At 72.1% G+C, this 24773-nt stretch carries 19 protein-coding genes; 8 read left to right on the top strand and 11 right to left on the bottom strand.

Annotated features, from left to right (window positions below):
* Window positions 1–17: 17 nt before the first annotated feature.
* The 7 genes from murD to rsmH form a co-directional block, all read right to left on the bottom strand.
* Complete coding sequence (gene murD, locus RM704_RS19940) at window positions 18–1445, bottom strand: UDP-N-acetylmuramoyl-L-alanine--D-glutamate ligase (RefSeq protein WP_033528118.1); 1428 nt, start codon at window positions 1443–1445, stop codon at window positions 18–20.
* Window positions 1427–2500 carry a phospho-N-acetylmuramoyl-pentapeptide-transferase gene (mraY, locus tag RM704_RS19945; RefSeq protein WP_033528119.1) on the bottom strand — a complete coding sequence of 358 codons (1074 nt, stop codon included), beginning with the start codon at window positions 2498–2500 and terminating at the stop codon, window positions 1427–1429. Before mraY ends, murD begins: the two co-directional genes overlap by 19 nt.
* Entirely contained in the window at window positions 2497–3912 is a 1416-nt protein-coding gene (locus tag RM704_RS19950) for a UDP-N-acetylmuramoyl-tripeptide--D-alanyl-D-alanine ligase (RefSeq protein ID WP_033528120.1), read from the bottom strand. Before RM704_RS19950 ends, mraY begins: the two co-directional genes overlap by 4 nt.
* A 4-nt stretch (window positions 3913–3916) precedes the next feature.
* Complete coding sequence (locus RM704_RS19955; protein WP_078937179.1) at window positions 3917–5590, bottom strand: UDP-N-acetylmuramoyl-L-alanyl-D-glutamate--2,6-diaminopimelate ligase; 1674 nt, start codon at window positions 5588–5590, stop codon at window positions 3917–3919.
* A gap of 62 nt (window positions 5591–5652) precedes the next feature.
* Window positions 5653–7620, bottom strand: coding sequence for a peptidoglycan D,D-transpeptidase FtsI family protein (locus tag RM704_RS19960; RefSeq protein ID WP_498076436.1), 1968 nt, complete (start codon window positions 7618–7620; stop codon window positions 5653–5655).
* Window positions 7621–7625: 5 nt separating this feature from the next.
* Window positions 7626–8279 carry a cell division protein FtsL gene (gene ftsL, locus RM704_RS19965; RefSeq protein WP_033528123.1) on the bottom strand — a complete coding sequence of 218 codons (654 nt, stop codon included), beginning with the start codon at window positions 8277–8279 and terminating at the stop codon, window positions 7626–7628.
* A 147-nt stretch (window positions 8280–8426) separates the two neighbouring features.
* Complete coding sequence (gene rsmH / locus RM704_RS19970) at window positions 8427–9383, bottom strand: 16S rRNA (cytosine(1402)-N(4))-methyltransferase RsmH (protein ID WP_033528124.1); 957 nt, start codon at window positions 9381–9383, stop codon at window positions 8427–8429.
* A 326-nt stretch (window positions 9384–9709) separates the two neighbouring features.
* Between rsmH and RM704_RS19975 the strand changes: the two genes are divergently transcribed.
* The 4 genes from RM704_RS19975 to RM704_RS19990 all read left to right on the top strand — a co-directional run bounded on the left by RM704_RS19975 (window position 9710) and on the right by RM704_RS19990 (window position 15473).
* Window positions 9710–10255 (top strand): beta-class carbonic anhydrase, encoded by a 546-nt coding sequence (locus RM704_RS19975; protein WP_033528125.1) that lies wholly within the window; start codon window positions 9710–9712, stop codon window positions 10253–10255.
* Window positions 10256–10540: 285 nt separating this feature from the next.
* Complete coding sequence (locus RM704_RS19980; protein WP_033528126.1) at window positions 10541–11581, top strand: AAA family ATPase; 1041 nt, start codon at window positions 10541–10543, stop codon at window positions 11579–11581.
* Entirely contained in the window at window positions 11578–12936 is a 1359-nt protein-coding gene (locus RM704_RS19985) for a DUF58 domain-containing protein (RefSeq protein WP_033528127.1), read from the top strand. Before RM704_RS19980 ends, RM704_RS19985 begins: the two co-directional genes overlap by 4 nt.
* A complete protein-coding gene (locus RM704_RS19990; RefSeq protein WP_033528128.1) occupies window positions 12933–15473 on the top strand; it encodes a transglutaminase TgpA family protein in 2541 nt (846 codons plus the stop codon). The genes RM704_RS19985 and RM704_RS19990 overlap by 4 nt, the downstream gene beginning before the upstream one ends.
* 314 nt (window positions 15474–15787) lie before the next feature.
* Here the strand turns inward: RM704_RS19990 and RM704_RS19995 are convergent, their stop codons facing one another.
* The 3 genes from RM704_RS19995 to RM704_RS20005 all read right to left on the bottom strand — a co-directional run bounded on the left by RM704_RS19995 (window position 15788) and on the right by RM704_RS20005 (window position 17921).
* The gene (locus RM704_RS19995; protein ID WP_033528129.1) at window positions 15788–16189 is read right to left on the bottom strand and encodes an SCO2097 family morphological protein; all 402 of its coding nucleotides are present in this window, start codon (window positions 16187–16189) and stop codon (window positions 15788–15790) included.
* 288 nt (window positions 16190–16477) lie between these two features.
* Window positions 16478–17248, bottom strand: a complete 771-nt coding sequence (locus RM704_RS20000; RefSeq protein ID WP_033528130.1) for a methyltransferase — start codon at window positions 17246–17248, stop codon at window positions 16478–16480.
* Between the two features lie 133 nt (window positions 17249–17381).
* Window positions 17382–17921 (bottom strand): SAV_6107 family HEPN domain-containing protein, encoded by a 540-nt coding sequence (locus RM704_RS20005; RefSeq protein WP_033528131.1) that lies wholly within the window; start codon window positions 17919–17921, stop codon window positions 17382–17384.
* Window positions 17922–18097: 176 nt separating this feature from the next.
* On the opposite strand from RM704_RS20005, the gene RM704_RS20010 reads away from it, so the two are divergent.
* The 4 genes from RM704_RS20010 (at window position 18098) to RM704_RS20025 (ending at window position 23764) form a co-directional block, all read left to right on the top strand.
* Window positions 18098–19012: an ATP-binding cassette domain-containing protein gene (locus tag RM704_RS20010; protein ID WP_033528132.1), complete on the top strand. Its 915-nt coding sequence runs from the start codon at window positions 18098–18100 to the stop codon at window positions 19010–19012.
* Complete coding sequence (locus RM704_RS20015; RefSeq protein WP_033528133.1) at window positions 18984–21068, top strand: YhgE/Pip family protein; 2085 nt, start codon at window positions 18984–18986, stop codon at window positions 21066–21068. The genes RM704_RS20010 and RM704_RS20015 overlap by 29 nt, the downstream gene beginning before the upstream one ends.
* A gap of 53 nt (window positions 21069–21121) precedes the next feature.
* On the top strand, window positions 21122–21754 hold the full coding sequence (locus tag RM704_RS20020; RefSeq protein WP_033528134.1) for a TetR/AcrR family transcriptional regulator: 633 nt from the start codon (window positions 21122–21124) through the stop codon (window positions 21752–21754).
* A 495-nt stretch (window positions 21755–22249) separates the two neighbouring features.
* A complete protein-coding gene (locus RM704_RS20025) occupies window positions 22250–23764 on the top strand; it encodes a phytoene desaturase family protein (RefSeq protein WP_033528135.1) in 1515 nt (504 codons plus the stop codon).
* 55 nt (window positions 23765–23819) lie between these two features.
* Here RM704_RS20025 and RM704_RS20030 read toward each other — a convergent pair whose 3' ends face one another.
* Window positions 23820–24767, bottom strand: coding sequence for an SCO2102 family sporulation regulator (locus RM704_RS20030; protein ID WP_033528136.1), 948 nt, complete (start codon window positions 24765–24767; stop codon window positions 23820–23822).
* Window positions 24768–24773 lie beyond the last annotated feature (6 nt).

Consider the following 24773-nt stretch of genomic DNA (forward strand, 5'->3'; position numbering starts at 1 on the left):
GGCGAAGCCTGGCCGGGTCAGCCGTCCGTGGAGGAGAGTTCGCGCACAGCCTCCGCGAACGCGTCCCCACGCCTGTTGTAGTTGACGAACATGTCCATCGACGCACAGGCCGGCGCCAGCAGCACCGTGTCGCCCGTCCGTGCCAGCGTCCGCGCCTCGCGGACGGCGGCGAGCATCGCCCCAGTGTCGGTCCGGTCGAGGTCGACGACCGGCACTTCGGGCGCGTGTCGCGCCAGCGCTTCCCGGATCAGCGCGCGGTCCGCGCCGATCAGCACGACCCCCCGCAGCCGCCCTGCCGCACCGGCGACGAGCTCGTCGAAGGTGGCCCCCTTGGCGAGTCCGCCCGCGATCCACACGATCGACTCGTACGCCGCCAACGAGGCCTGCGCGGCATGCGTGTTGGTGGCCTTGGAGTCGTCGATGTACGCGACGCCGTCCACGTCGGCCACGTGCGCGATGCGGTGCGCGTCCGGGGTGAAGGCCCGCAGCCCGTCCCGTACGGCCGCGGCGGGCACCCCGTAGGCGCGGGCGAGGGCGGCCGCCGCGAGGGCGTTGGCGATGTTGTGCGGGGCCGGCGGGCGCACGTCCGCGACCTCGGCGAGTTCCTGGGCGTTCTTCTGCCGGTTCTCGACGAAGGCGCGGTCGACCAGGATGCCCTCCACCACGCCGAGTTGGGAGGGGCCGGGCGTGCCGAGCGTGAACCCGACGGCCCGGCAGCCCTCCTCGACGTCCGCCTCGCGCACCAGGTCCTCGGTAGCCTTGTCGGCCACGTTGTAGACGCAGGCGACCCGATTGCCCTCGTAGACGCGGCCCTTGTCGGCGGCGTACGCCTCCATGGAGCCGTGCCAGTCGAGGTGGTCGGGGGCGAGGTTGAGGACGGCGGCGGAGTGGGCGCGCAGGGAGGGCGCCCAGTGGAGCTGGTAGCTGGACAGCTCGACGGCCAGGACGTCGTAGGGCTCGTCGCCGAGGACGACGTCCAGCAGCGAGACCCCGATGTTGCCGACGGCGGCCGTGCGCAGCCCTGCGGCCGTCAGGATCGAGGCGAGCATCTGGACGGTCGTGGTCTTGCCGTTGGTGCCCGTGACGGCCAGCCAGGGTGCGGCGTCGGGGCCCCGCAGGCGCCAGGCGAGTTCGACGTCGCCCCAGATCTCCAGACCGGCGGCGCGGGCGGCCGCGAACAGCGGCTTGTCCGGCTTCCAGCCCGGGGTGGTGACGACGAGTTCGGTGCCCTCCGGCAGGGTCGCGCCGTCGCCGAGGCGCACGGTGATGCCGAGTGCCTCCAGGTCGGCGGCCTGCGCGCGGGCACGGTCGTCGTCGCCGTCGTTGACCACCGTGACGGCCGCGCCGAGGCCGTGCAGGACCTTGGCCGCCGGGATGCCGGAGACGCCCAGCCCGGCGACGGTGACGTGCTTACCCTGCCAGTCGGTCACTTGTCCGCTGCCCATCCCGCGTAGAAGAGGCCCAGTCCGACGATCACACAGATGCCCTGGATGATCCAGAAGCGGACCACGACCAGGACCTCGGACCAGCCCTTGAGCTCGAAGTGGTGCTGCAGCGGTGCCATGCGGAAGACGCGCTTGCCGGTGAGGCGGAACGAGCCGACCTGGATGACGACCGACATGGTGATGAGGACGAACAGACCGCCGAGGAGCGCGAGGAGCAGCTCGGTGCGGGAGCAGATCGCGAGACCCGCGAGCGCGCCGCCGAGGGCCAGCGAACCGGTGTCGCCCATGAAGATCTTGGCCGGCGAGGTGTTCCACCACAGGAAGCCGAGGCAGGCGCCCATCAGCGCGGAGGCCACGATCGCCAGGTCGAGCGGATCCCGTACCTCGTAACAGGCGGACGGGTTGGTGAGGGTCTGCGTGTTGGCGCAGGACTCCTGGAACTGCCAGACGCCGATGAAGGTGTACGCGCCGAAGACGAGCACGGAGGCACCGGTGGCGAGGCCGTCCAGACCGTCGGTCAGGTTCACGCCGTTCGACATGGCGAGGATCATGAACAGGGCCCAGATGACGAACAGCACGGGGCCGATCGACCAGCCGAAGTCCTGGACGAAGGAGATCTTGGTGGAGGCCGGCGTCTGGTCCCGGGCGTCCGGGAACTGCAGCGCGAGGACCGCGAAGGCGATACCGACGATCAGCTGGCCGGTCATCTTCGCCTTGGCCCGCAGACCGAGCGAACGGCGCTTGACGATCTTGATGTAGTCGTCGAGGAAGCCGACGAGGCCCATGCCCGCCATCAGGCCGAGCACCAGCAGACCGGAGAAGGTCGGCGGCTGGCCCGAGATCACCTTGGCCAGGAAGTACGCGACGATCGTCGCCAGGATGAAGGCGATACCACCCATGGTCGGCGTACCGCGCTTGCTGGCGTGCTCGCGCGGGCCGTCGTCGCGGATGTACTGGCCGTAGCCCTTGCGGGCCAGCAGCTTGATCAGCAGCGGGGTGCCGACCAGGGTCAGGAAGAGACCGATGACTCCTGCGAACAGGATCTGATTCATCATCGCGCGGCAACCTCGCCCTCGTTGCCGCTGTCGAGCAGCGCCTGCGCCACGCTCTCGAGCCCGACCGACCGGGACGCCTTCACGAGTACGACGTCTCCCGGGCGCAACTGACTGCGCAACAGGTCGATCGCCGCCTGTGCGTCGGACACGTGCACCGACTCCTCACCCCACGAACCCTCGTTATATGCGCCCAGTTGCAGCCAGGACGCTTCCCTGCCCCCGACCGCGACGAGCTTGCCGACATTGAGCCGGACGGCGAGCCGTCCGACCGCGTCGTGCTCGGCGAGCGATTCGTCCCCGAGCTCGGCCATCTTGCCGAGCACCGCCCAGGTCCGCCGCCCCTTGCCCATGGCCGCGAGCGCGCGCAGAGCGGCCCGCATGGACTCGGGGTTCGCGTTGTAGGCGTCGTTGACGACCGTCACGCCGTCCGGGCGCTCGGTGACCTCCATGCGCCAGCGGGAGAGGGAGCCCGCCTCGGAGAGCGCGGTGGCGATCTCGTCTGCGGACATGCCCAGCTCATGGGCGACGGCGGCCGCGGCGAGCGCGTTCGACACGTGGTGCTCACCGTACAGGCGCATGGTCACATCGCTTGCACCGGAGGGTGTGTGAAGCCTGAAGGCCGGCTGTCCGGCCTCGGTGAGCGTCACGTTCTCTGCGCGTACGTCCGCTTCGCCGGACTCGCCGAAGAGGATCACCCGGGCCTTCGTGCGGGACGCCATGGCCCGGACGAGGGGGTCGTCGGCGTTGAGGATCGCGGCGCCGCCCTCGTCCGCGGAAGGCAGTGCCTCCACCAGCTCGCCCTTGGCCTGGGCGATCTGCTCGCGGCCGCCGAACTCGCCGATGTGGGCGGTGCCGACGTTGAGCACGAGGCCGATCTTCGGCGGGGTCAGCTCCGTGAGGTACCGGATGTGGCCGATGCCGCGGGCGCCCATCTCCAGGACGAGGAAACGGGTTTCCTCGGTGGCGCTGAGCGCGGTGAGGGGCAGCCCGATCTCGTTGTTGAGGGAGCCGGGCGTGAACACCGTCGGCGCCTTGCGCCGGAGCACCTGGGCGATCAGGTCCTTGGTGCTGGTCTTGCCGGCGGAGCCGGTGAGGGCGACGAGGGTCGTGCCGAGCTTGCGCACGACGTGCCGGGCGAGGGCGCCGAGCGCCGCCTGCACATCGGGCACGACGATCGCGGGCACGCCGACGGGACGGGACGCCAGCACCGCTGCCGCGCCCGCCTCGACGACCGCGGCCGCGAAGTCGTGTCCGTCCACGCGCTCGCCCGCGAAGGCGACGAAGAGGCTGCCGGGCTCCACCTCGCGGGAGTCCCGGACGACCGGTCCGGTGACCAGCGCCGACGGATCCGGTATGTCGTGCGTCTGCCCGCCGACGACTTCTGCGATCTCGGCGAGAGAGAGGGCGATCACAAGTTCATCCCTGGGTCTGCTGGATAGCTTCGCGGAGCACCTGGCGGTCGTCGAACGGACGGACCACGCCGGCGATGTCCTGGCCCTGCTCATGGCCCTTGCCCGCGACCAGCACGGTGTCGCCCGGACGTGCGCGGGCCACCGCCGCGGCGATCGCCGCGGCCCGGTCCTCGAAGAGGAGGACCTCGCCGCGCTCGTGGGCCGGCACGGACGCCGCGCCTTCGAGCATGGCCGCGAGGATCGCGAGGGGGTCCTCGGAGCGGGGGTTGTCGGAGGTCAGTACGGCGGTGTCGGAGAGCCGGGCCATGGCGGCGCCCATCGGTCCGCGCTTGGTGGTGTCCCGGTCGCCGCCGCAGCCGAGCACGACGTGCAGGCTGCCCTCGGTGACCTTGCGCAGCGCCTTGAGAACCGACTCGACGGCGTCCGTCTTGTGGGCGTAGTCGACGACCGCGAGGTACGGCTGCCCGGCGTCCACCCGCTCCAGCCGGCCCGGCACGCCCGGCACTGCGGCGACGCCGTCGGCGGCGGTCTGCGGGTCGATCCCGGCGACGGCCAGCGCGGCGACGGCCGCCAGGGTGTTGGCGACGTTGAAGGAGCCCGGCAGCGGCGCCCTGGCGGCGATCCGCTCACCCTTGGGTCCGACCACCGTGAACGTCGAGTCCATCGGCCCGACCCGGACGTCCTCGGCGCGCCAGTCGGCGTCGGGGTGTCCCTCGGCGGAGAAGGTGACGACCGGGACCGTGGCCTCGTCGACGAGCCGGCGGCCGTACTCGTCGTCGAGGTTGACGACGCCGAGCCTGCTGCGCTCCGGGGTGAAGAGCTGTGCCTTGGCCCGGAAGTAGTCCTCCATGTCGGAGTGGAACTCCATGTGCTCCGGGCTGAGGTTGCTGAAGACCGCCACGTCGAAGACACAGCCGTCGACCCGGCCGAGGACCAGGGCGTGGCTGGAGACCTCCATGACGACCGAGTCGACGCCGCGTTCGCGCATGACCGCGAAGAGGGCCTGGAGGTCGGTGGCCTCGGGGGTGGTCCGCTCGGACTTGATGCGCTCGTCGCCGATGCGCGTCTCGACCGTGCCGATGAGTCCGGTGGAGCGGACGGTCTTCAGGCCGCCCTCCACGAGATACGCGGTGGTGGTCTTGCCCGAGGTGCCGGTGATGCCGATCTGCAGCAGGTCGCCGCCCGGCCGGCCGTAGAGCGTGGCCGCCAGCTCGCCCATCCGCGCGCGCGGGTTCGCGACGACGAGGGCGGGGAGTCCGGCCGCGGCGGCGCGCTCGGCGCCGCTGAGGTCGGTGAGGACGGCGACGGCACCGAGGCCGACCGCCTGGTCCACGAAGTCGGCTCCGTGCAGGCGGGCACCGGGCAGGGCGGCGTACAGGTCGCCGGGGCGGACGGCGCGCGAGTCGTGGGTGATGCCCGTGACCTGGACGGTGTCCGCGCTCGTCGGCTGCTCGGCTCCCAGCTGACCGGCGAGTTCCGCGAGGGGTGTGGCGGAGACGTGGGCCGGCCTGGGCGGTCCCGGATACGTCACGGGAACGTCCTTCTGGGTGGTTTGGGACTGATCAGCGTGTGGCACGGCGGTGAGCGTACCGGGCGTACCCCCACGGGAGCGAAGCGAGGGTTTGGGCGAGCGGGGCTCGGAGGCGGGGTTCCCGGGATCGGGAGTGATCATGGTCACGAGGCGGTTCCTGGCTGGTTGCGCTGATCAGAGGGCCGATCAGGGTGGGGGCAGGAGGCGGGTCAGGGGGCGAAGGTGACGGGCAGGTTCGCGGGCTCGGCCCCGGTGGGCGGCACCTGGAGGGACTTCAGGGCGAACTCCATGACCTCCTTGTAGATGGGTCCGCAGATCTGGCCGCCGAAGTAGTTGCCCTTGGTGGCGTTCTGGATCGCGCAGTAGACGGTGATCCTCGGGTTGTCGGCGGGCGCGAACCCGGCGAACGACGAGGTGTAGCCCCGGTATCTGCCGGTGGCCGGATCCACACGGTTGGCCGTACCCGTCTTGCCCGCGACCCGGTAGCCGGGGATGCGCGCCTTGGTGCCCGTGCCCTCCTCGTCGTCCACGACGGACTCCAGCATCCGGGCGAGGGTCTTCGCCGTCCTCTCGCTCACGACCCGGGTCTTGCCGGGCTTCGGGGCGGGGGTGAAGCGGCCGTCCGGCCCCTTGGTGCCTCGTACGAGGGTCGGTTCCACGCGTACGCCGCCGTTGGCGATCGTCGAGTAGACGGAGGCCGCCTGCATGGCGTTTATCGACACGCCCTGGCCGAAAGGGATCGTGTACTGCTGCGAGGTCGACCAGTCGCCGGGCGCGGCGAGGATGCCCTTGGTCTCGCCGGGGAAGCCGAGGCCGGTGTAGCTGCCGATGCCGAACTTGCGCAGGTAGGAGTGGAGGATCGTGTTGGACTCGCGCTGGTTCCTGCCGAGTTCGCCGGTGGCGAGGATCGTCCCGATGTTGCTGGACTTGGCGAGGACGCCGTTGAGCGTCAGGTACCAGGTCGGGTGGTCGATGTCGTCCTTGAAGAGCCGGTCGCCCCGGTGCAGCCGATTGGGCACGGTGACGTGCGTCTGCGGGGTGGCGACGTTCTCCTCCAGCACGGCGGCCATCGACATGACCTTGGCGGTGGAGCCGGGCTCGTAGGCGTCCTGGAGGGCCGCGTTGCCGAGCGCGTCCGGGTTCGCCTTGGTCAGGTCGTTGGGGTCGAAGCCGGGCGAGTTGGCCATGGCGAGGATCTCGCCGGTGCGGGTGTCCTGCACGATCACGTAACCGCGGTCCGCCTCGGACTTCTTCACCTGCTCGGTGATGGCGTTCTGCGCGGCCCACTGGATGTCGCGGTCGATGGTCAGCTCGACGTCGGAGCCGGCCACGGCGGGGGTCTCCGTGGAACCCGCGGTGGGCACGAGACGGCCGCCCGACTGGGCGTAGCGGATCTTGCCGTCCTTGCCCGCCAGACGGCTGTTCCACTGCTGCTCGACGCCACCGCCGCCCTTGCCCTCGGCGTTGACCCAGCCCAGTATCCCGGCGGCGAGGTCGCCGTTGGGGTACACACGCTTGCTGCTGGGCTCCTGGAAGACGCCGGCCAGGACGTTGACCGTGCCCTTCTCGTCCGCGGCCCGCTTGACGAGCGCGGTCTTCAGGTCGCTGATCTGGTTCCAGACCTGGGGGGTCTGGCGGCGGGCGAGCAGCACGTACCGCGTGTTCTTCGTGCGGAGCTTCTCGGTGAGCGTCTCCTGGTCCGCGCCGAGGATCGGGGCGAGGAGCGCGGCGGCCTGCTCGGGCCCGTCGTCGATCTTCAGCTGCTCGCGCGTGAACATCGTCGGGTCGGCCGTGATGTCGTTGGCGTCGGTGCTGATCGCCAGGGCGACGCCGTTGCGGTCGGTGATCCCGCCGCGCTCGGCGGCCAGCACCCGGCCGACGTAACGGTTCTGGTCGGCCTTGGCCGCGTACTCGCTCGCGTCGACGGCCTGCACCTGGAGCAGCCGTACGACGAAGGCGATCATCACCAGGGTCAGCGCGAGGCTCACCATGCGCAGCCGGGGGCGGGGGCTGCCCAGCCGGATGGTGCGCGCGGGCGGCTGCCGGGGCGTGGCCGGGCGGCGCTGTGCGGCGGGGCGGGCGCCGGGGCCCGGTCGCCGTTGCTGGCCGCCCGGTCGGACGGGCCGGGCGGGCCCGGGTACGCGGCGGCGCGGGGGCTGCCTGCCTGAGTCGGCCACTTCCGTCACCTGCCGGGGGTCGTCGGGAGCTGGGTGGGCTGTACGGGCGGGAGCGTGGGGGTGGGGGTGGGGGCGGGAGTGGGCGTGACCGGGGGCTCCGGCGTCCTCGCGTGCGACTGCGGCTCAGGCTGGGTCGGCGTCGTCGGCGTCGGTGTCGGCGTCGGTGTCGGCGTCGGGGAGCCGGAGGGTGTGGGGCTGCCGGAGGGCGTGGAGCTCCCGGTGGGCGTCGGACTCACGGGCGGGCCGGGGTCGAGGATCTCGGGCGCGAGGACGAGCGGCATCCGGGCCACCGACTGCTGGGCGGCGCTCGGAACACCCTTGACCGTGCCGTCGGGGTTCAGGAAGGCCGGGTCGCCGCCGGGGACCATGCCCAGCTCGCGGGCGCGGCGCTGGAGGGCGTCGGGCGCCGAGTAGGCGTCCACGTCCCGTTGGAGCGCCTGTTCCTCGTCGGTGTAGCTCTTCACGTCGTCCTGGAGGTCGTCGAGCTTGAACGACCCTTCGCTCAGCGCGGAGTTCAGCACGAGAAGACCGATGAGGCCGCCGCCCAGGAGGAGGACGACCAGGAGGACGAAGGGGGTGCGGGCGGCGCCCTTGGGCCGCGTGGGCAGGAGCCGCGCGAGACGGGCCGCCCGGCCCCTCAGTTCGGGTTTCCTGCTCACGCGCCCTCCCTGGGAGTCCGGGCTTCGGACTCGCTCGCCGTCCCCGCGAGTTCGCTTGTCGGACTCACTCACCGTCCCCTTCACGCACCGTGTGCGGTCGCCTCGTACGCCTTCTGCGCCTCATGCAGCTCATGTGCGTCAGACACCTCATGCGACGTCCTCCCGCACGCGTTCCGCCCCACGCAGACGTGCGGGGGCGGCGCGCCGGTTCTCGGCGACCTCTTCCTCGGTGGGAAGTTCGGCACCACGGGTGAGGAGCTTGAGCCTCGGCTGGTAGCGCTCGGGGACGACGGGCAGTCCGGGCGGGGCGGTGGTGGCGGCTCCGGCCGCGAACACCTGCTTCACCAGCCGGTCCTCGAGCGAGTGGTACGACAGCACGGCGATCCGGCCGCCGACCGCGAGGGCCTTCACCGCGGCGGGGATCGCCCGCTCCAGGACGGTGAGTTCGCCGTTGACCTCGATGCGCAGGGCCTGGAAGGTGCGCTTGGCGGGGTTGCCACCGGTGCGCTTGGCGGCCTGTGGCAGGGAGTCGCGGATCAGTTCGACGAGGCGGGCGCTGTTACTGAACGGCTCCTTGTCGCGCTCGCGCACGATCGCGGAGACGATCCGCTTGGCCTGCTTCTCCTCGCCGTAGGCCCTGAGGATGCGGACGAGTTCGCCCGGAGGGTACGTGTTGAGGACCTCGGCGGCGCTGATGCCCGTCGTCTGGTCCATCCGCATGTCGAGGGGCGCGTCCTGGGCGTACGCGAAGCCCCGGTCCGCCTCGTCGAGTTGCATGGAGGAGACGCCCAGGTCGAACAGGACGCCCTGGACGCGCGGCAGGCCCAGGCGGTCGAGCACGTCGGGGAGTTCGTCGTAGACGGCGTGCACGAGGGTGGCGCGCTCGCCGAAGGGGGCGAGGCGTTCGCCGGAGAGGCGCAGGGCCTCCTTGTCCCGGTCGAGGGCGACGAGCCGTGCCTCGGGGAACCGGGTGAGGAGCGCCTCGCCGTGGCCGCCGAGGCCGAGTGTGCAGTCGACCACCACCGCGCCGGGCGCCGTGAGGGCCGGGGCCAGCATGTCCAGACACCGCTGGAGCATGACGGGGACGTGGCGGCTGTTGCTCAAGGGGCCCTCTCAGGTCCGGCGCGAGCCGCACGTACGCGCCGCGCACGCGGGGAGACGCCGGGCTGTCGCCGGTTCTCCTTGGGGTTTCGGTCCAGCGGGGGGCCTCGCCTCCCGCTCGGCGTCACTTTAGTCCACGGCCCTTCGCGGTCAATCAACCGGCCTGCGCGTCGCGGCGCTCCCCCGGGCGAAGCCGTGAATCCGGAGAAATCACTCGTACGGCCGTGATCCCGCCACTCCTGTGGGTTACCTCACAACAAGGCTCAATGACGTTCTTTGTCCTCTCTCACAGAGCGCCTTCAGCGGTCGTGACCAGTACCGTCTTGGCTATGACGACCTCCGCAGCAGTTCCCACCGGCCCCGAAGGCGCCATATCCGACGGCACCGTCACCGACCGCCTCGTCGAGGCGAACCAGCGCTATGCCGCCGCGTTCTCCGACCCCGGGATGGACGCCCGTCCCGTCCTGCGTGTCGCGGTCGTGGCCTGCATGGACGCCCGCCTCGACCTGCACGACGCGCTCGGCCTCGAGCTGGGCGACTGTCACACCATCCGCAACGCGGGCGGCGTGGTCACCGATGACGTGATCCGCTCCCTCACCATCAGCCAGCGCAAGCTCGGCACCCGCAGCATCGTCCTCATCCACCACACCGGCTGCGGTCTGGAGTCCCTCACCGAGGACTTCCGCACCGAGCTGGAGGCCGAGGTGGGCCAGCGTCCGGCCTGGGCGGTGGAGTCCTTCCGGGACGTGGACCAGGACGTGCGGCAGTCCATGCAGCGGATCCGCACCAACCCGTTCCTGCTGCACTCCGACGACGTGCGCGGCTTCGTCTTCGATGTGAAGACCGGCCTGCTCCGGGAGATCGACGCGGCCTGAGCACGGTCGAACGGCGCGACCGGAACCGCCCTCCTACCGCCCGAGGGCGGTTCCGCGCAGCCCTGGTTTCCTGTCAATCTGCTGGCATCTCGCCCCGTAAAACACCGCAAACCTGACATATCGCGGACAGTTGTCCACAGGCGAGTGACACGGATTGGTAACGGCAGCAAGAATGCCAGTGTGGCGTCGCGCTGAGCAGTTCACGCGTGGTGTCCGTGTTTCGGGGTGGGCCGGTCCGCATCGCAGAGCGACGGCCCGGAGAAAGAACGGGCCGAGGAGGGCCGGGTGACGACCTATGACGATCGAGCGAGCCTCACTGATCTGACCAGCACTGTGGAGCGAGTCCGCAGTTCGGTCGAAGGAGTGATCGAAGGCAAGCCTGAGGTCGTACGGCTTTCGCTGACAGTGCTGCTCGCCGAGGGACATCTTCTGATCGAAGACGTACCCGGCGTCGGCAAGACCATGCTGGCCAAGGCACTGGCGCGGTCCATCGACTGCTCGGTGCGGCGTATCCAGTTCACGCCGGACCTGCTGCCGTCGGACATCACAGGTGTGTCCATCTGGGATCAGCAGCGCAAGGAGTTCGAGTTCAAACCGGGCGCGATCTTCTCGCAGATCGTGATCGGCGACGAGATCAACCGCGCCTCGCCGAAGACGCAGTCCGCGCTCCTGGAGTCCCTGGAGGAGCGCCAGGTCACGATCGACGGCACCACCTACGAGCTGCCGAGCCCCTTCATGGTGGTGGCCACGCAGAACCCGGTGGAGATGGAGGGCACCTACCCGCTTCCGGAGGCCCAGCGCGACCGTTTCATGGCCCGCGTCTCCGTCGGCTACCCGAGCCCGGAGGCCGAGCTGCAGATGCTCGACGTCCACGGCGGGGTCTCGCCGCTGGAGGACATGCAGCCGGTGGCGCACGCGCACGAGATCGTCAAGCTGATCGAGGCCGTCCGGAGCGTGCACGTCGCGGAATCGGTCCGGCGGTACGCGGTGGACCTGGTCGGCGCCACCCGCACCCATCCGGACCTCAGACTCGGCGCCTCGCCGCGCGCCACGCTGCATCTGCTGCGTGCGGCGAGGGCGACCGCCGCCCTGAGCGGCCGGGAGTACGCGCTGCCGGACGACATCCAGTCGCTGGCCGTGTCCATCCTCGCCCACCGGCTGCTGCCGACCGCCCAGGCCCAGCTCAACCGCCGTACGCCGGAGCAGGTGGTCCAGGAGATCCTCCAGCGCACACCCGTGCCGCAGGCCCCCCAGGCGCAGAGCGGGTACGGCTCGGTCCACACCGCGCCCGCGTACCCGCAGCAGCCGCCGCGGAGGCTTGGATGACCACCGCGGGGCCGGCGCCCACCCCGGAACAGGACAAGGGCGGCCTGCGCACGGCCCTCGCCGGCCTCACCACGCGCGGGCGCTCCTTCCTGGCCGCCGGCGTGGCGGCCGCCGTCTGCGCGTACGTCCTCGGACAGAGCGATCTGCTCCGGGTCGGCCTGCTGCTCGCCGTGCTGCCGCTGGTCTGCGCGACCGTGCTGTACCGCACCCGCTACCGGGTCGCGGGTAGCCGCCGCCTCTCCCCCGCGCGTGTTCCGGCCGGGAGCGAGGCCCGGGTCCATCTGCGGATGGACAACGTCTCGCGGCTGCCCACCGGGCTGCTGATGCTCCAGGACCGGGTGCCGTACGTGCTCGGTCCGCGGCCCCGTTTCGTGCTGGACCGGGTGGAGGCGGGCGGCCGCCGCGAGGTGTCGTACCGCGTCCGCTCCGATCTGCGCGGCCGCTACCCGCTGGGCCCGCTCCAGCTGCGTCTGACCGACCCGTTCGGCATGTGCGAGCTGACCCGGTCCTTCTCGACGTACGACACACTGACCGTCGTCCCGCGCGTGGAGGCGCTGCCGCCGGTGCGGCTGAACGGCGAGGCCAAGGGATACGGCGACGGGCGGCAGCGGTCGCTGGCGCTGGCCGGCGAGGACGACGTGATCCCGCGCGGCTACCGGCACGGCGACGATCTGCGCCGGGTGCACTGGCGTTCGACCGCACGCTACGGCGAGCTGATGGTGCGCCGCGAGGAACAGCCGCAGCGCGCCCGCTGCACGGTGCTGCTGGACACCCGGGCCGAGGCGTTCCTCGGCGCGGGCCCCGACTCCGCCTTCGAGTGGGCCGTCTCCGGCGCCGCCTCCATGCTGGTCCACATGCTCGAACGGGGCTTCTCGGTGAAGCTGCTGACGGACACCGGCAACTCGGTGCCCGGCGAGGGCGCCGACGGGTTCGCGGGCGCCAGCCAGGAGTCGGCCGACGCGGCCGGTCTGATGATGGACACCCTCGCGGTGATCGACCACTCCGACGGCACGAGCCTGTCACCCGCGTACGACGCGCTGCGCGGTGGCAACGAGGGGCTGCTGGTCGCCTTCCTCGGCGACCTCGACGAGGAGCAGGCGACGGTGATCGGCAAGTTGCGCCAGCGCGGCGGTGGGGCGGTCGCCTTCCTGCTGGACAGCGAGGCGTGGACGACCGAACCGGGTGAGGTGCCCGGCGCCGGGAGCGCGAGCGAGGAGTCGCTGCGGCTGCTGCACGAGGCGGGCTGGACGGCGCTGACCGTGCCGCGCGGCGCCTCGCTGACGGACCTGTGGCGACAGGCGGACAGGCAGCGCACCGGAGTGATGTCCGGGAGCGGTACGGAGGGACGGTCATGAGCGGGCGGGCGAGACTGGCGCTGTGCGCCTGGGCCGCCACGATCATGGCGGCGTGCGCACTGCTGCCGCTGGTCGACCCGGCGACGTGGATCTTCCAGGCGGCGCTCATGCTGGGCGTGCAGGCCGGCGTGGGAGCGCTCACCCGGCGCGTCCCGCTGGCCAGGCCGCTGACCGTGGCCGCCCAGGCGCTGGTCACCCTGATGATGCTGACGCTGGTCTTCGCCCGGGAGCGGGCGGTGGCCGGGGTCGTCCCGGGCCCGGAGGCGTTCCAGTACTTCGCGACGCTGTTGCAGACCGGCGCCGAGGACGTCGGACGGTACGCCATCCCGGCACCGTTGACCGACGGAATCCGGCTGATGATCATCGGCGGCGTGCTGGTGATAGGCCTGCTGGTGGACGCGCTGGCGGTGACGTTCCGCAGTGCCGCCCCGGCCGGTCTGCCGCTGCTCGCGCTGTACTCGGTCGCCGCGGGACTCTCCGACGGCGCCGCCTGGCTGTGGTTCGTGCTGGCCTCGGCCGGCTATCTGCTGCTGCTCCTGACCGAGAGCCGCGACCGGCTCTCGCAGTGGGGCCGGGTCTTCGCCGGCGCGCCCCAGGGTCAGCGGGCGGAGTCCGCGAGCGGCGCCGTGGCACCCGTGCGCACCGGGCGGCGTATCGGCGCGGTCGCGCTGGGCATCGCCCTGGTGGTGCCGCTCGGCCTGCCCTCCCTCGACGGCGGGCTGCTGGACGGCACGGGCGCCGGCATCGGCGGGGGTTCCGGGGGTGGCGGCACGATCGCCGCGGTGAACCCGGTGGTGCAGCTGCGTGGCAGCCTGAACGTGGACGAGGACCGCCAGGTCCTGTCCTACCGCACGAACACCGACGACGTGCAGGAGATGTATCTGCGGATCGTCTCCCTGGACAACTTCAACGGCACCTCATGGACCCCGACCGAGCGCTCCATCACGGGCGTCCCGGACGACTTCGGCACCCCCACCGGTCTCGCCTCCGAGGTCAAGCGGACGTCGATCGAGACCCGGATCGTCGCGTCGGAGGACTACGAGCAGAACTGGCTGCCGATGCCGTACCCGGTCACCAGCGTGGACATCGACGGCGACTGGCGGTACGAGCCCGTGGGGCGCACCCTCGTCGGTGACCACGGACAGGACACCAAGGGCGCCCAGTACAAGGTCGAGAGCCTGATCGTGGAGCCCACGGCGGAGCAGTTGGCCTCGGCGCCGGAGCCGCCGCCGTCCCTGCGGCGGGAGTACACCAAGGTGCCGGCCTCGCTGCCGCCGGTGGTGGCACAGACCGCGGTGGAGGTCACCGAGGGCGCGAAGAACGACTACGAGCGGGCGGTGAAGCTCCAGGACTGGTTCGCGTTCAGCGGCGAGTTCACGTACGACACGGAGGTGCGGTCGGGCACGGGCGCTCGGGCGATAGCCCGGTTCCTGCAGGACAAGGAGGGCTTCTGCGTCCACTTCTCCTTCGCGATGGCGTCCATGGCCCGCACCCTGGGCATACCGGCGCGGGTGGCGGTGGGCTTCACCCCCGGCACCCCGCAGACCAACGGCACGATGTCGGTGGGCCTGCGCGACGCGCACGCCTGGCCGGAGCTGTACTTCGAGGGCGTGGGCTGGACCCGCTTCGAGCCGACCCCCAACCGGGGCTCGACTCCCGAGTACACGGTCCCGGAGGACACGGGCACCGGCGGTCTTCCCGAGGTGCCCCGTCCCTCCACGTCGGCGTCCACGGCGCCGTCGGCCGAGCCGTCGGCGAGCGAGAGCTGCACGCCGCAGGAGGCGAAGCTGGGGGCCTGCGGGAGCGAGTCCGCGGCGGCCCTGCCGGGTTCGGACGACGGGGAGCGCTCGTTCTGGGGCCTGGTGTTCTTCTCGCCCTGGACCCTGTTGATCCTCCCGGGAGCGCTTCTGGCGCTGGCGATCCCGTTGCTGCCGATGCTGTGGCGGCTGCGGGTCCGGTCCGTGCGGCTGGGCTCGCACCAGGGCGCGGTGCCGAAGGGGACCCTGGCCCAGGAGCCCGCCGTCGCGCGGGAGGTGACCCATGAAGGCGCAGGGGCAGCCCCGGGCTCCCCGGAACAGCCGGGCAGAGCCACGTCGTACGGCCGTACGGAGGCCGCGGCGGCTCACGCGCTGGCCGCCTGGCAGGAGGTGGCCGACACGGCGTGGGACTACGGGATCGCGCCGGACGAGTCGCAGACGCCCCGCAAGGCCGCCGCGCGGATCGTGCGGCTCGGGGAGCTGGAACCGACAGCCGCCGACGCGGTGCACCGGGTGGCGGCGGCGGTGGAGCAGGTTCTCTTCGCTCCGCGTCCTCAGATCCCCGCGGGTCTCGCCCGGGACGCGCACCAGGTCGAAGTCGGCCTCAAGGCCCACGCCGGCCGCCGCACCCGACTGCGGGCACTGCTGCTGCCGCGTTCGACCGTCCGGGTGGCGTGGGCCCTCGCGGCGCGCTGGGCGGACACCAGGGACGAGCTGCTGTCCCGTCTCCCGGCGCCGCGCCTGCCCTGGCGGCGCCCCGCACCGAGCCGGAACGGCTAGCGCCGACGCTTCACGGTCCTGTCCCCGCCGGGCGAACCCGGCGGGGACAGGACCGTTCGACTGTCCGCTGCCGCTGCGGCAGCCGCTGCCGCAGCCGTGGCAGCACGACGATGCGGGCCGGCCCCACCGGCACGGGCCGTACGGCGATGTGCGGCGGCCTCCAGGCCCAACGACGACGCACGGTGGCCCCCGCGGAAGGCGCACGGTGATGCGCGGGCGTTCGCCTGAGGGCATGCTCGAAGGGTGACCGCTGCTCGGGCGGTCACCCTTCGTCCGTGTTCAGCTGTGGCTGTCGGGTCGGCGGTTCGGCGGGCTCAGTGGCCGCCCTGCTCGTCACGACGGCGCTGCCAGCGCTGTTCGATTCGGTCCATCATGGAGCGGCGCTGTCGCGTCTGCCGACGCTCACCGGCGGAGCCTGCGGCACCGGCGGGCTGCTCACCCGGCTTGGGGGCCTTGCGCCAACCGGTGACGGCGAGCACGGCGCAGCCCAGCATGACGAGGAATCCCACCACGCTGACCCAGATCTGCTGTGCGACCATTCCGGCCATGAGGAGCGCGATACCCACCAGAAAGCCCGCGACCGCCTGGTAGACCCGCCGCCGGGTGTACGTACGCAGCCCGCTTCCCTCAAGCGCTGACGCGAACTTGGGATCTTCGGCGTACAGCGCTCGCTCCATCTGCTCGAGCATGCGCTGCTCGTGCTCTGAGAGCGGCACGGAGTCCTCCTCATCGTGCGGTCGCCGGGGCGACCCGGGGGGTCCTCTTCAGGATAGGCAGGGAATCGCCCCCTTGAAACCCGCCCCTCTACGCCAATTCGCCAACCGGAACCCGCCATGGCACCCCGACTCGCTGAGGTGTGAATTCCCCAGCGGACGGCCCGTCATGCCGGAACGGTCTCCCTCGATCATACGGCTCCGAGCGCCCGATCGGGGGGCCTGTGGCGTACTCCATCCGCCGCCGAGCCCCTGATCAGCGGGGCGTGCTCGGCCGCCGCGGGAGACGGCTCAGGACTCGGCGGCCCCTCGCGTCTCCCCCAGCACATGAAGTTGGGTGGCCACGGAGTGGAAGGCGGGCAGCTCGGCGGCCACCGCCTCCAGCTTGAGCAGCGCGTCCAGGGCGCCGGGCTCGGTGTCGACGAGGACACCGGGGACGAGGTCGGCGAAGACCCGGACGCCGTGCACGGCGGCGACCCGGAGGCCCGCGCCCTCGACGAGCGCGGTGAGCTGTTCGGCGGTGAAACGGTGCGGAACCGGGTCACCCTCGCCCCAGCGTCCGTTCGGGTCGTCGAGCGCCTGCCGGGCCTCCTTGAAGTGCCCGGCGAGGGCGCGGGCGAGGACGGCGCCGCCCAGGCCGGCGGCGAGCAGGCTGAGGACGCCCTCGGGGCGCAGCGCGGCGACCGCGTTGCCGATGCCCTCGGCGGGGTCGTCCACGTATTCGAGGACGCCGTGGCAGAGCACGGCGTCGTACCCGCCGCGCTCGACGACGTCGAAGAGGCCGTGCGCGTCGCCCTGGACGCCCCGGACACGGTCGGCGACGCCTGCCTCGGCGGCCCTGCGCTCCAACGCGAACAGCGCGTTCGGGCTGGGGTCGACGACGGTGACGCGGTGGCCGAGGCGGGCGGCGGGCACGGCGAACCTGCCGCTGCCGCCTCCGGTGTCCAGTACGTCGAGCGACTCACGCCCCGTCGCCTTCACCCGGCGGTCGAGGGCGTCCTGGAGGACCTCCCAGACCACGGCGGTACGGAGAGAGGCGCGGGGTCGCATCGGGTCCGACACGGCAGTTGACTCCTCGGCGCGGCACCGCCTGGTGTGCGGGCGGAGCGATGGGCTTGCGTCTCCGCCGGGCCGGTGGCCGTGACGGAGGGTGCTGGTGCCCCCCAACCCTAATGGGCGGCGCCGGGACGGTCGGTCAGCCCGCGTCCGGGACCTCCGGGCCGCCGTCCTGCCGGGGTTGCGGCAGCACCGGCTGGAGCACCAGCATCCGTTCGACCAGGCGCAGGAACATCGCCACGTCGCGTATGAGGTCGTCGGCGTCGCGCGCGCTCGCCGCGCCCTGTATCCCCGCCTCGGCCCGTGCGCGGCGGGCGGCGCCGGAGGCGAACAGGGCGCTCCACTCGGCGAGTTCGGGCGCTATCTCGGGGAGCACTTCCCAGGCGCTCCGGATCTTGGCCCGGCGCCTCGGGGTGGGTTCGGGGCGGCCCCGGGCGGCGAGCACCGCGGCGGCGATGCGCAGGGCGGCGAGGTGTGCGGTGGCGTATCGCTCGTTCGGCGTGCGGAGTCCGGACGCCTCGTCGAGCCCGGAGCGGGCCTGGGCGAGCAGGTCGAGGGCGGCGGGCGGGGCCGTCGCCCGGCGCAGCACGGGGTGCACGTCGCTCGCCGGGCCGGTCAGTGAGGGGGCAGGGCCGGTGGCGCGGCGCCGGTTGGCGGCTGCTGCGTGGTAGCTGGCCATGACGAACCTCCTGTCGTCTGCGGACGGCACGCTCTGACACGAGGTGCCGTATGTGCCCATCGTGCGGTATGCCACTGACAATCCGTTCTGAGCTGCGCTTTTGCTTCGATCAAAGGTTCGGAGTATTTTTTGCACTGACCAGTCAGTTCAAAGACGGGCAGAGGGGTTTCGGGGACATGGCAGAGGCAGGGGAGGCGGACACCGGGCGGGGGACGACCCACGGTGCCGCCGTCGGCGCGGAGGGGTTCGGGCTCAGAGGTCCGCGCGGCTGGGCCTTCCGGGGCGTCGGGTTCGACGCGGAGGCCGGCTCGCTGGTCGCGATCACGGGGCCGTCCGGGTCGGGCCGGACCTGTCTGCTGCTCGCGCTGACCGGCCGTATGAAGCCGAGCGAGGGCCGTGCCACGGTCGGCTCCCTGCCGCTGCCGAAACGGATGGCGGCCGTGCGCCGCATCAGCGCCCTCGCCCATGTCCCCGGCGTGACGGACCTCGACCCGGCCCTGACCGTCGAGGAGCACCTGCGTGAACGGGCGCTGCTGCAGCGGCGGTTCGACGGCACCCTGCGCGGGCTGCTGCGCCCCCGGGCGGAGCGTGCCGCCGAGACGAAGGACCGGATCGAGGCCGCCGCGACCGCCGCCGGGCTCGACCGCGAGGCGCTGCCCAAGGGCTCCCGGACGGCCGTACGCGACCTCGACCGGATGGAGGCCCTGCGGCTGTCGGTCGCCCTCGCCCTCGTCGGCCGGCCCCGAGTGCTCGGCGTCGACGACACCGACCTGAAGCTCTCCGACCCCGAACGGACGGCGATGTGGGCCCTGTTGAGGTCCCTCACCGAGTCCGGGATCACGGTCGTGGCGGTGTGCAGCGAGGCCCCGGAGGGGGCTGTCGTGGTGACTACGGGGGCCGGGGAACCGAAGAGCGACGAGAACTCCGACCACGGCAGCTCCGACCACGAGAACCAGGACGCCGAGAGCTCCGACGCCGAGAGCCACGACGCCGACGGCCCCGACCGCGAGAACCACGAGCACCACGACGACGAGAACCACGACGACGACAAGGAGACGGCAGATGCGCTCGCCGAGACTGGCCGCGCTTGAGCTCAGGCGGTTCGGCCGGGGGAAGCTGCCGCGCGCCGCGCTGGTCTCGCTCCTGCTGCTGCCGCTGTTGTACGGCGCCCTGTACCTGTGGTCCTTCTGGGACCCGTACGGCCGACTGGACCGCATCCCCGTGGCGCTGGTGAACGACGACCGGGGGGCGTCGGTCGGCAAGGAGCGGCTGACGGCGGGCGACGACATCGCGAAAGGGCTGCGGGACAGCGACACCTTCGAGTGGCACCGGGTGAGCGCCGCCGAGGCCCGCGCGGGCGTCGAGAACGGCACGTACTACCTGTCGCTGACCATGCCGAAGGACTTCAGCGAGCGCATCGCGTCCAGCTCGGGGGACGTGCCGGAGACGGGCGCCCTCCAGGTGCGGACGAACGACGCCAACAACTACATCGTCGGGCAGATCTCGCGGACGGTGTTCTCGGAGGTGCGGACGGCCGCGTCGACGAAGGCCTCGCGGTCGTTCCTGGACCGGATCTTCATCTCGTTCTCGGACATCCACGGGAAGACGGAGGAGGCGGCGGACGGCGCCGACGACCTGAAGGGCGGTATCGACAAGGCGGAGCAGGGCTCCAGAGACCTCGCGGACGGGCTGCGGAAGGCCAAGGAGGGCAGCGGGGACCTGTCCGGCGGGCTGAAGGACCTGGACGAGGGAGCGGGCGACCTCGAGGACGGGGCCCGGCAGGTCGCGGACGGCACGGGGAAGCTCGCCGACAAGGTCGGTGCCGCGGCGGACCAGGTGCGGCCCTTCCTGAAGGAGAACGGCGACACCATCGCCGACACCGCCACCCTGGTCGCCGACTCGGCGGCCACGATCCGCGATCACCTCGACGCGTTCGTCAGGACGGCACCGGCCGCCGCGACCGGCACCCGTACCGCCTCCGACACCCTCGACGACGTCCACCGGCGCCGCTGCGAGGAGGCCGTCCTGCCGGACGCGGCCTGCGCGGACCTGAAGAAGGCGAAGGACGCGGCGGCGGAGGCGGCCGTGCTCGCCGAGGACGTCAACAGCGTGGTGAAGAACTACGACGGGGACATGAAGGCCTTCGACAAGGACCTGGAGACCCTGGAGAAGCAGGCCCGCGCCCTCGCGAAGGCGGCGCCCACCCTCTCCACCGACCTCGACGACGCCGTCGCCAAGATCGACGCGCTCGACAAGGGCGCCTCGGAGGTTGCCAAGGGGGCCAAAACCCTGCACACGGGCCTGGGGACGGCCAAGACCGGCGCGGAGGACCTCGACACCGGCGTCGGCGCCCTGAAGACGGGCGCGGTCGACCTCAAGGGCGGCATGTACAAGCTGGCCGACGGCTCCGGGAAGCTCGCGGGCGGTCTGCACGACGGGGCCGAGCGGATCCCCGACTACGACGAGCAGGATCGCGACAAACGCACCGAAGTGATGGCCGATCCCGTGCAGTTGGCCAGCAGGGACCTGCACAAGGCGCCCAACTACGGCACAGGTTTCGCCCCGTACTTCATCCCGCTGTCCCTCTGGGTGGGCGCGATGGTGGCGTACATGCTGATCCAGCCGCTCAACCGGCGGGCCCTCGCGGCGGGTGCCTCGGCGTGGCGGATCGCGCTGGCGGGCTGGCTGCCGGTGGCCGCCTTGGGCGTGCTGCAGACGGTCGCGCTGATGGCGGTGCTGCACTGGGCGGTGGGCCTGCAGATGGCGCGGGCGGCCGGGACGGTGGGCTTCCTGTTCCTGGTGACGGGGTGCTTCGCGGCGATCGTGCAGTGGCTCAACGCGCGCTTCGGGGCGGCGGGCCGGATCCTCGTCCTCGCCTTCCTGATGCTCCAGTTGACGTCCGCGGGGGGCACCTATCCCGTGCAGACCAGCCCGGACTTCTTCAACGCGGTCCACCCCTTCCTGCCGATGAGCCATGTCGTCGACGCCCTCAGGCGGCTGATCACGGGCGGCGGTCTGGGCCCGGTGTGGCAGGCGTGTGCGGTGCTGGTGGCGTTCACGGTGGGCGCCCTCGCGCTGACCGCCCTGTCGGCCCGCCGCAAACAGGTGTGGACCCTGGACCGACTGCACCCGGAGTTGAGTCTGTGACCGCGCGGGGAGCGGTTCCCGCGCACAGCGCGGTTCCTGTGACAATCAGGGCCATGGAAAGCAGCAACGCCCCCGGCGGCGCAGGCGGGGGCCGCCGCGAGGCGACCCGGCAGAAACTCTACGAAGCGGCCGTCACCCTCATCGCGGAACAGGGGTTCTCCGCCACCACGGTGGACGAGATCGCCGAGCGCGCCGGAGTCGCCAAGGGCACCGTCTACTACAACTTCGCGAGCAAGTCGGTCCTCTTCGAGGAGCTGCTGCGGCACGGCGTGGGACTGCTCACCGCCTCCCTCCGCGAGGCGGCCGAGCGGACCGCGCAGGACGGCGGCAGCAGGGTCGACTCCCTGGACGCGATGGTCCGGGCCGGGCTCGTCTTCATCGACCGCTACCCGTCCTTCACCCAGCTGTACGTGGCCGAGCTGTGGCGCACCAACCGGGCCTGGCAGTCCACGCTCATGGTCGTCCGGCAGGAAGCGGTCGCCGTCGTCGAGGGGGTGCTCCGCGAGGGTGTCGAGCGAGGCGAGCTGAGCGACGAGATCGATGTGGGTCTGACGGCGTCGGCCCTGGTCGGCATGGTCCTGGTGGCCGCGCTGGACTGGAAGGCCTTCCAGCCGGAACGCTCCCTGGACGACGTCCACGCGGCGCTGTCCCGGCTGTTGCAGGGCCGAGTCGGCGGACACTGCTGACCGGCCGGGGCGGATACGAGAGCGCCGGTCCGAACTGGCCGCGTCCCCCGCGGGCCACCTCGAACCGGCGCTTCCCCGTACCCCCCGTACTCCCCCGTGCCTCGCTCCCGTCGACTCGCGTCGACGGAAGGAGCGGTAGGAGCGCGAGAGCCGTTCCGCCGCCCCGTGTCGGCGGTACCGGAGCCGCGCCCCTTCCCGTGCCTCCACTCTCCCGTTCCCGCAGGTCGCGGCCCATCCGTGCGCGTACTCATCTCCACGGCTGGGTACGCGTACTCAGTACTGCGCACTCAGGCCCAGCGCGTGCTGTTGCCGACTGGTGACGATCGCGCCCGCGCTCGTACTCCCCTGGTCGGCGGCGCGGCCGCCACCCAGGGGCGCGGGAAACCGCGCGACCAACCACGGCGCCCCCGCACCCGCCGGACCGACCGGACCGACCGGACCCTCGAGCTCGACCGCGAACAAGGAATGTCAGCAGCGGCCGATAAGGTCGCTGACATGGCAACAATCGCGGTGATCGGCGCCGGCCTCGGCGCGATGGCAGCCGCCGCAAGGCTGGCCGTGGCGGGCCACCACGTGGTGGTGCACGAGAGCACGACGACCTACGGCGGAGCCGTCGGCCGCTTCGAGCGCGACGGCTTCGCGTTCGACACGGGACCGGGGCTGCTGCCGCTCCCCGCCGTCCACCGCGATCTGTTCCTCAAGACCGGCAAGGAGCCGCTGGAGAAGTGCGTCGACCTGGTCCAGGTCGACCCGGCGGCCCGGCACGTCTTCGCGGACGGCACCGATTTCCTGCTGCCGAACGCCTCGCGCGCGGGCGTGGTCGCCGCGCTGAACTCCGCGCTCGGCGCGGGCGCCGGCGACCGCTGGGGCGATTTCCTGGTGCGGGCCCGCGAAGCCTGGGACCACACCCGGCGCCCCCTCCTGGAGGAGCCGCTGTGGTCCGACTGGAAGGTCCTCGCCGAGCGCGAGCCGTATCCCTCGGTCCCCCACAAGCGGCTGCTGCGCACCCGCCGCGCGGCCACCCTCGCGGAGGTCGGCGCGTGGGAGCTGCGCGACCCGCGGCTGACGGGCCTGCTGGAGAGCCACGCCCTCGCATACGGTCTGGACCCGAGGAGCGTCCCGGCGAGCGCGGCGGTCCTGCCCTACCTGGATCACGCCTTCGGGACCTGGTACGTCCGGGGCGGCATAAGGGAGTTGGCGCGCGCGCTGTACGAGCGGTGCCTGGCCCGCAGGGTCGAGTTCGCCTTCGGCGCCGAGGTCACCGGGATCGTCGAGAAGGACGGCCGGGCGGCCGGGGTGGAGCTGGCGGACGGCGCGGTGACCGGGGCCGACTTCGTGGTCGCCGGGGTCGCGCCCGAGGTGCTGAGCCGCCTGGCGCGGCGGTCGGTCGTGCGGAGCGCCGGCGAGGTGCCGGCCCAGCGCGCGACGACGAGCCGGCTGACCGTGCTGCTGGCGCTGCGCGGTGGCCGCCCGGAGGGCGCCGCGCACCGGACGGTGGTGCACGCGGAGGATCGTGACGCCGAGCTGGAGCTCCTGTTCGGCCCGTCACACGGCATGGTCGCCCGGCCCACGATGACGGTGCTGCGGCCGGACGATCCGGGACTGGTCCCGGACTCCGACCACGAGGCGGTCACGATCACCTGCGCGGTCCCCGCCGAACCCGACTGGAGTCGGGCGGAGTCGGAGGTGTTCGATCTGCGGGCGGAGCAGTTGATCGAGGCTGCCGAGCGCGCCGTGCCCGGTCTGCGCGAGCGTCTTCTGTGGAGCGAGGTGCGCACCCCGGCCGACATCGCGCGGACGACGGGTGCGCAGGGCGGCGCGGTCCCGGCCCCGGCGCTCGCCGCGGCGGACGGGCGATGGCTGCACCCGTCCAACACCACCGCCCTGCCGGGCCTGTTCACCGTCGGCGGCTGGTCCCACCCCGGCGGCGGTCTTCCGCACGCCGGGATGTCGGGTGCGCTGGTGGCCGGACTGATCGTGGAGGGGCCGGAGTTTCGCGGCTCGCAGTGAGCCTCGGCGGGACGGACGGGAGGACGGGCGGGAGGACGGGCGGTTGAGCGGGTCCTCAGAAACGGTACTGCTGCTCGTCGTAACCGTTCTGGCCGTTGCCGTTGCTGTTGCCGTTGCCCTGGTACGGGTACTGCTGGTCCGACGGCAGGTCCGAGCCGAACGGGTCGTCGGTGGTGCGCTGCTGCGGGACCCAGACACCGCCGGGCGGGGTCTCGCCGCCGTAGCCGCCGTTGCCGTACTGGTCCTGGCCGTAGCCCTGTTGACCGTATCCCTGCTGCCCGTAGGACTGGTCGTACGAGGCCGTGGCGTCGTACGTCTGGGTGCCGATGTACGGGTCGGAGTAGGCGGCGTACTGCTGTTGCTGGGACGGGTCGTAGCCGTACCCCTGCTGGTCGTAGCCGTAGTAGGCGAAGGCCTCGTCCTGCGCGGACTGGTCGGCGGTCGCGTGCTGCTGGCCGGCTCCCGCGTAGGCGTTGTCGTCGCCGTAGATGCCGTAGGTGCCGGTGTCGTCCGGAAGGGGCTCCGGGGAGTAGACGGTGTTGGTGCCGGCCCCGGAGGGCGTGGACTGCGGGCGGACGAACACGTCGTCGTCGCGGTCGTCGAGCGGGTCGTCGCCCTGGTGGTACGTCCCGGCGGCGGTGGTCTCCAGGTCGGTGACCTCAAGGGCCGGGTCCTGGCGGTCCGGTTCGCCGCGACGACGCTTCTTGCCCGCCTTGGGCAGCCGGCCGCCGTCCTCGCCCTCGCCGGAGCGCGGGCGGACGGCCCAGCCGGCCTCGAAGCCGCGACGGAACGACAGCGTCACATAGGTCTGCCCGATCGCGAACCCGATCGCGCCCAGCGCGATGACGATCACGTTGGGGATCAGGACGCCGAGGACGACACCGAGGAAACCGCCGAAGGCGAGCAGCCGCCAGCGCAGCCGCGCCTTGTACTGCAGCAGCACCTCACCCAACAGCCACAACGCGACGACGCCGAACGCGATGTAGAGGACCGCCCAGCCCATGTACGC

It is taken from the genome of Streptomyces gottesmaniae (assembly GCF_031845845.1).
Classification (GTDB): Bacteria; Actinomycetota; Actinomycetes; order Streptomycetales; family Streptomycetaceae; genus Streptomyces; species Streptomyces akebiae.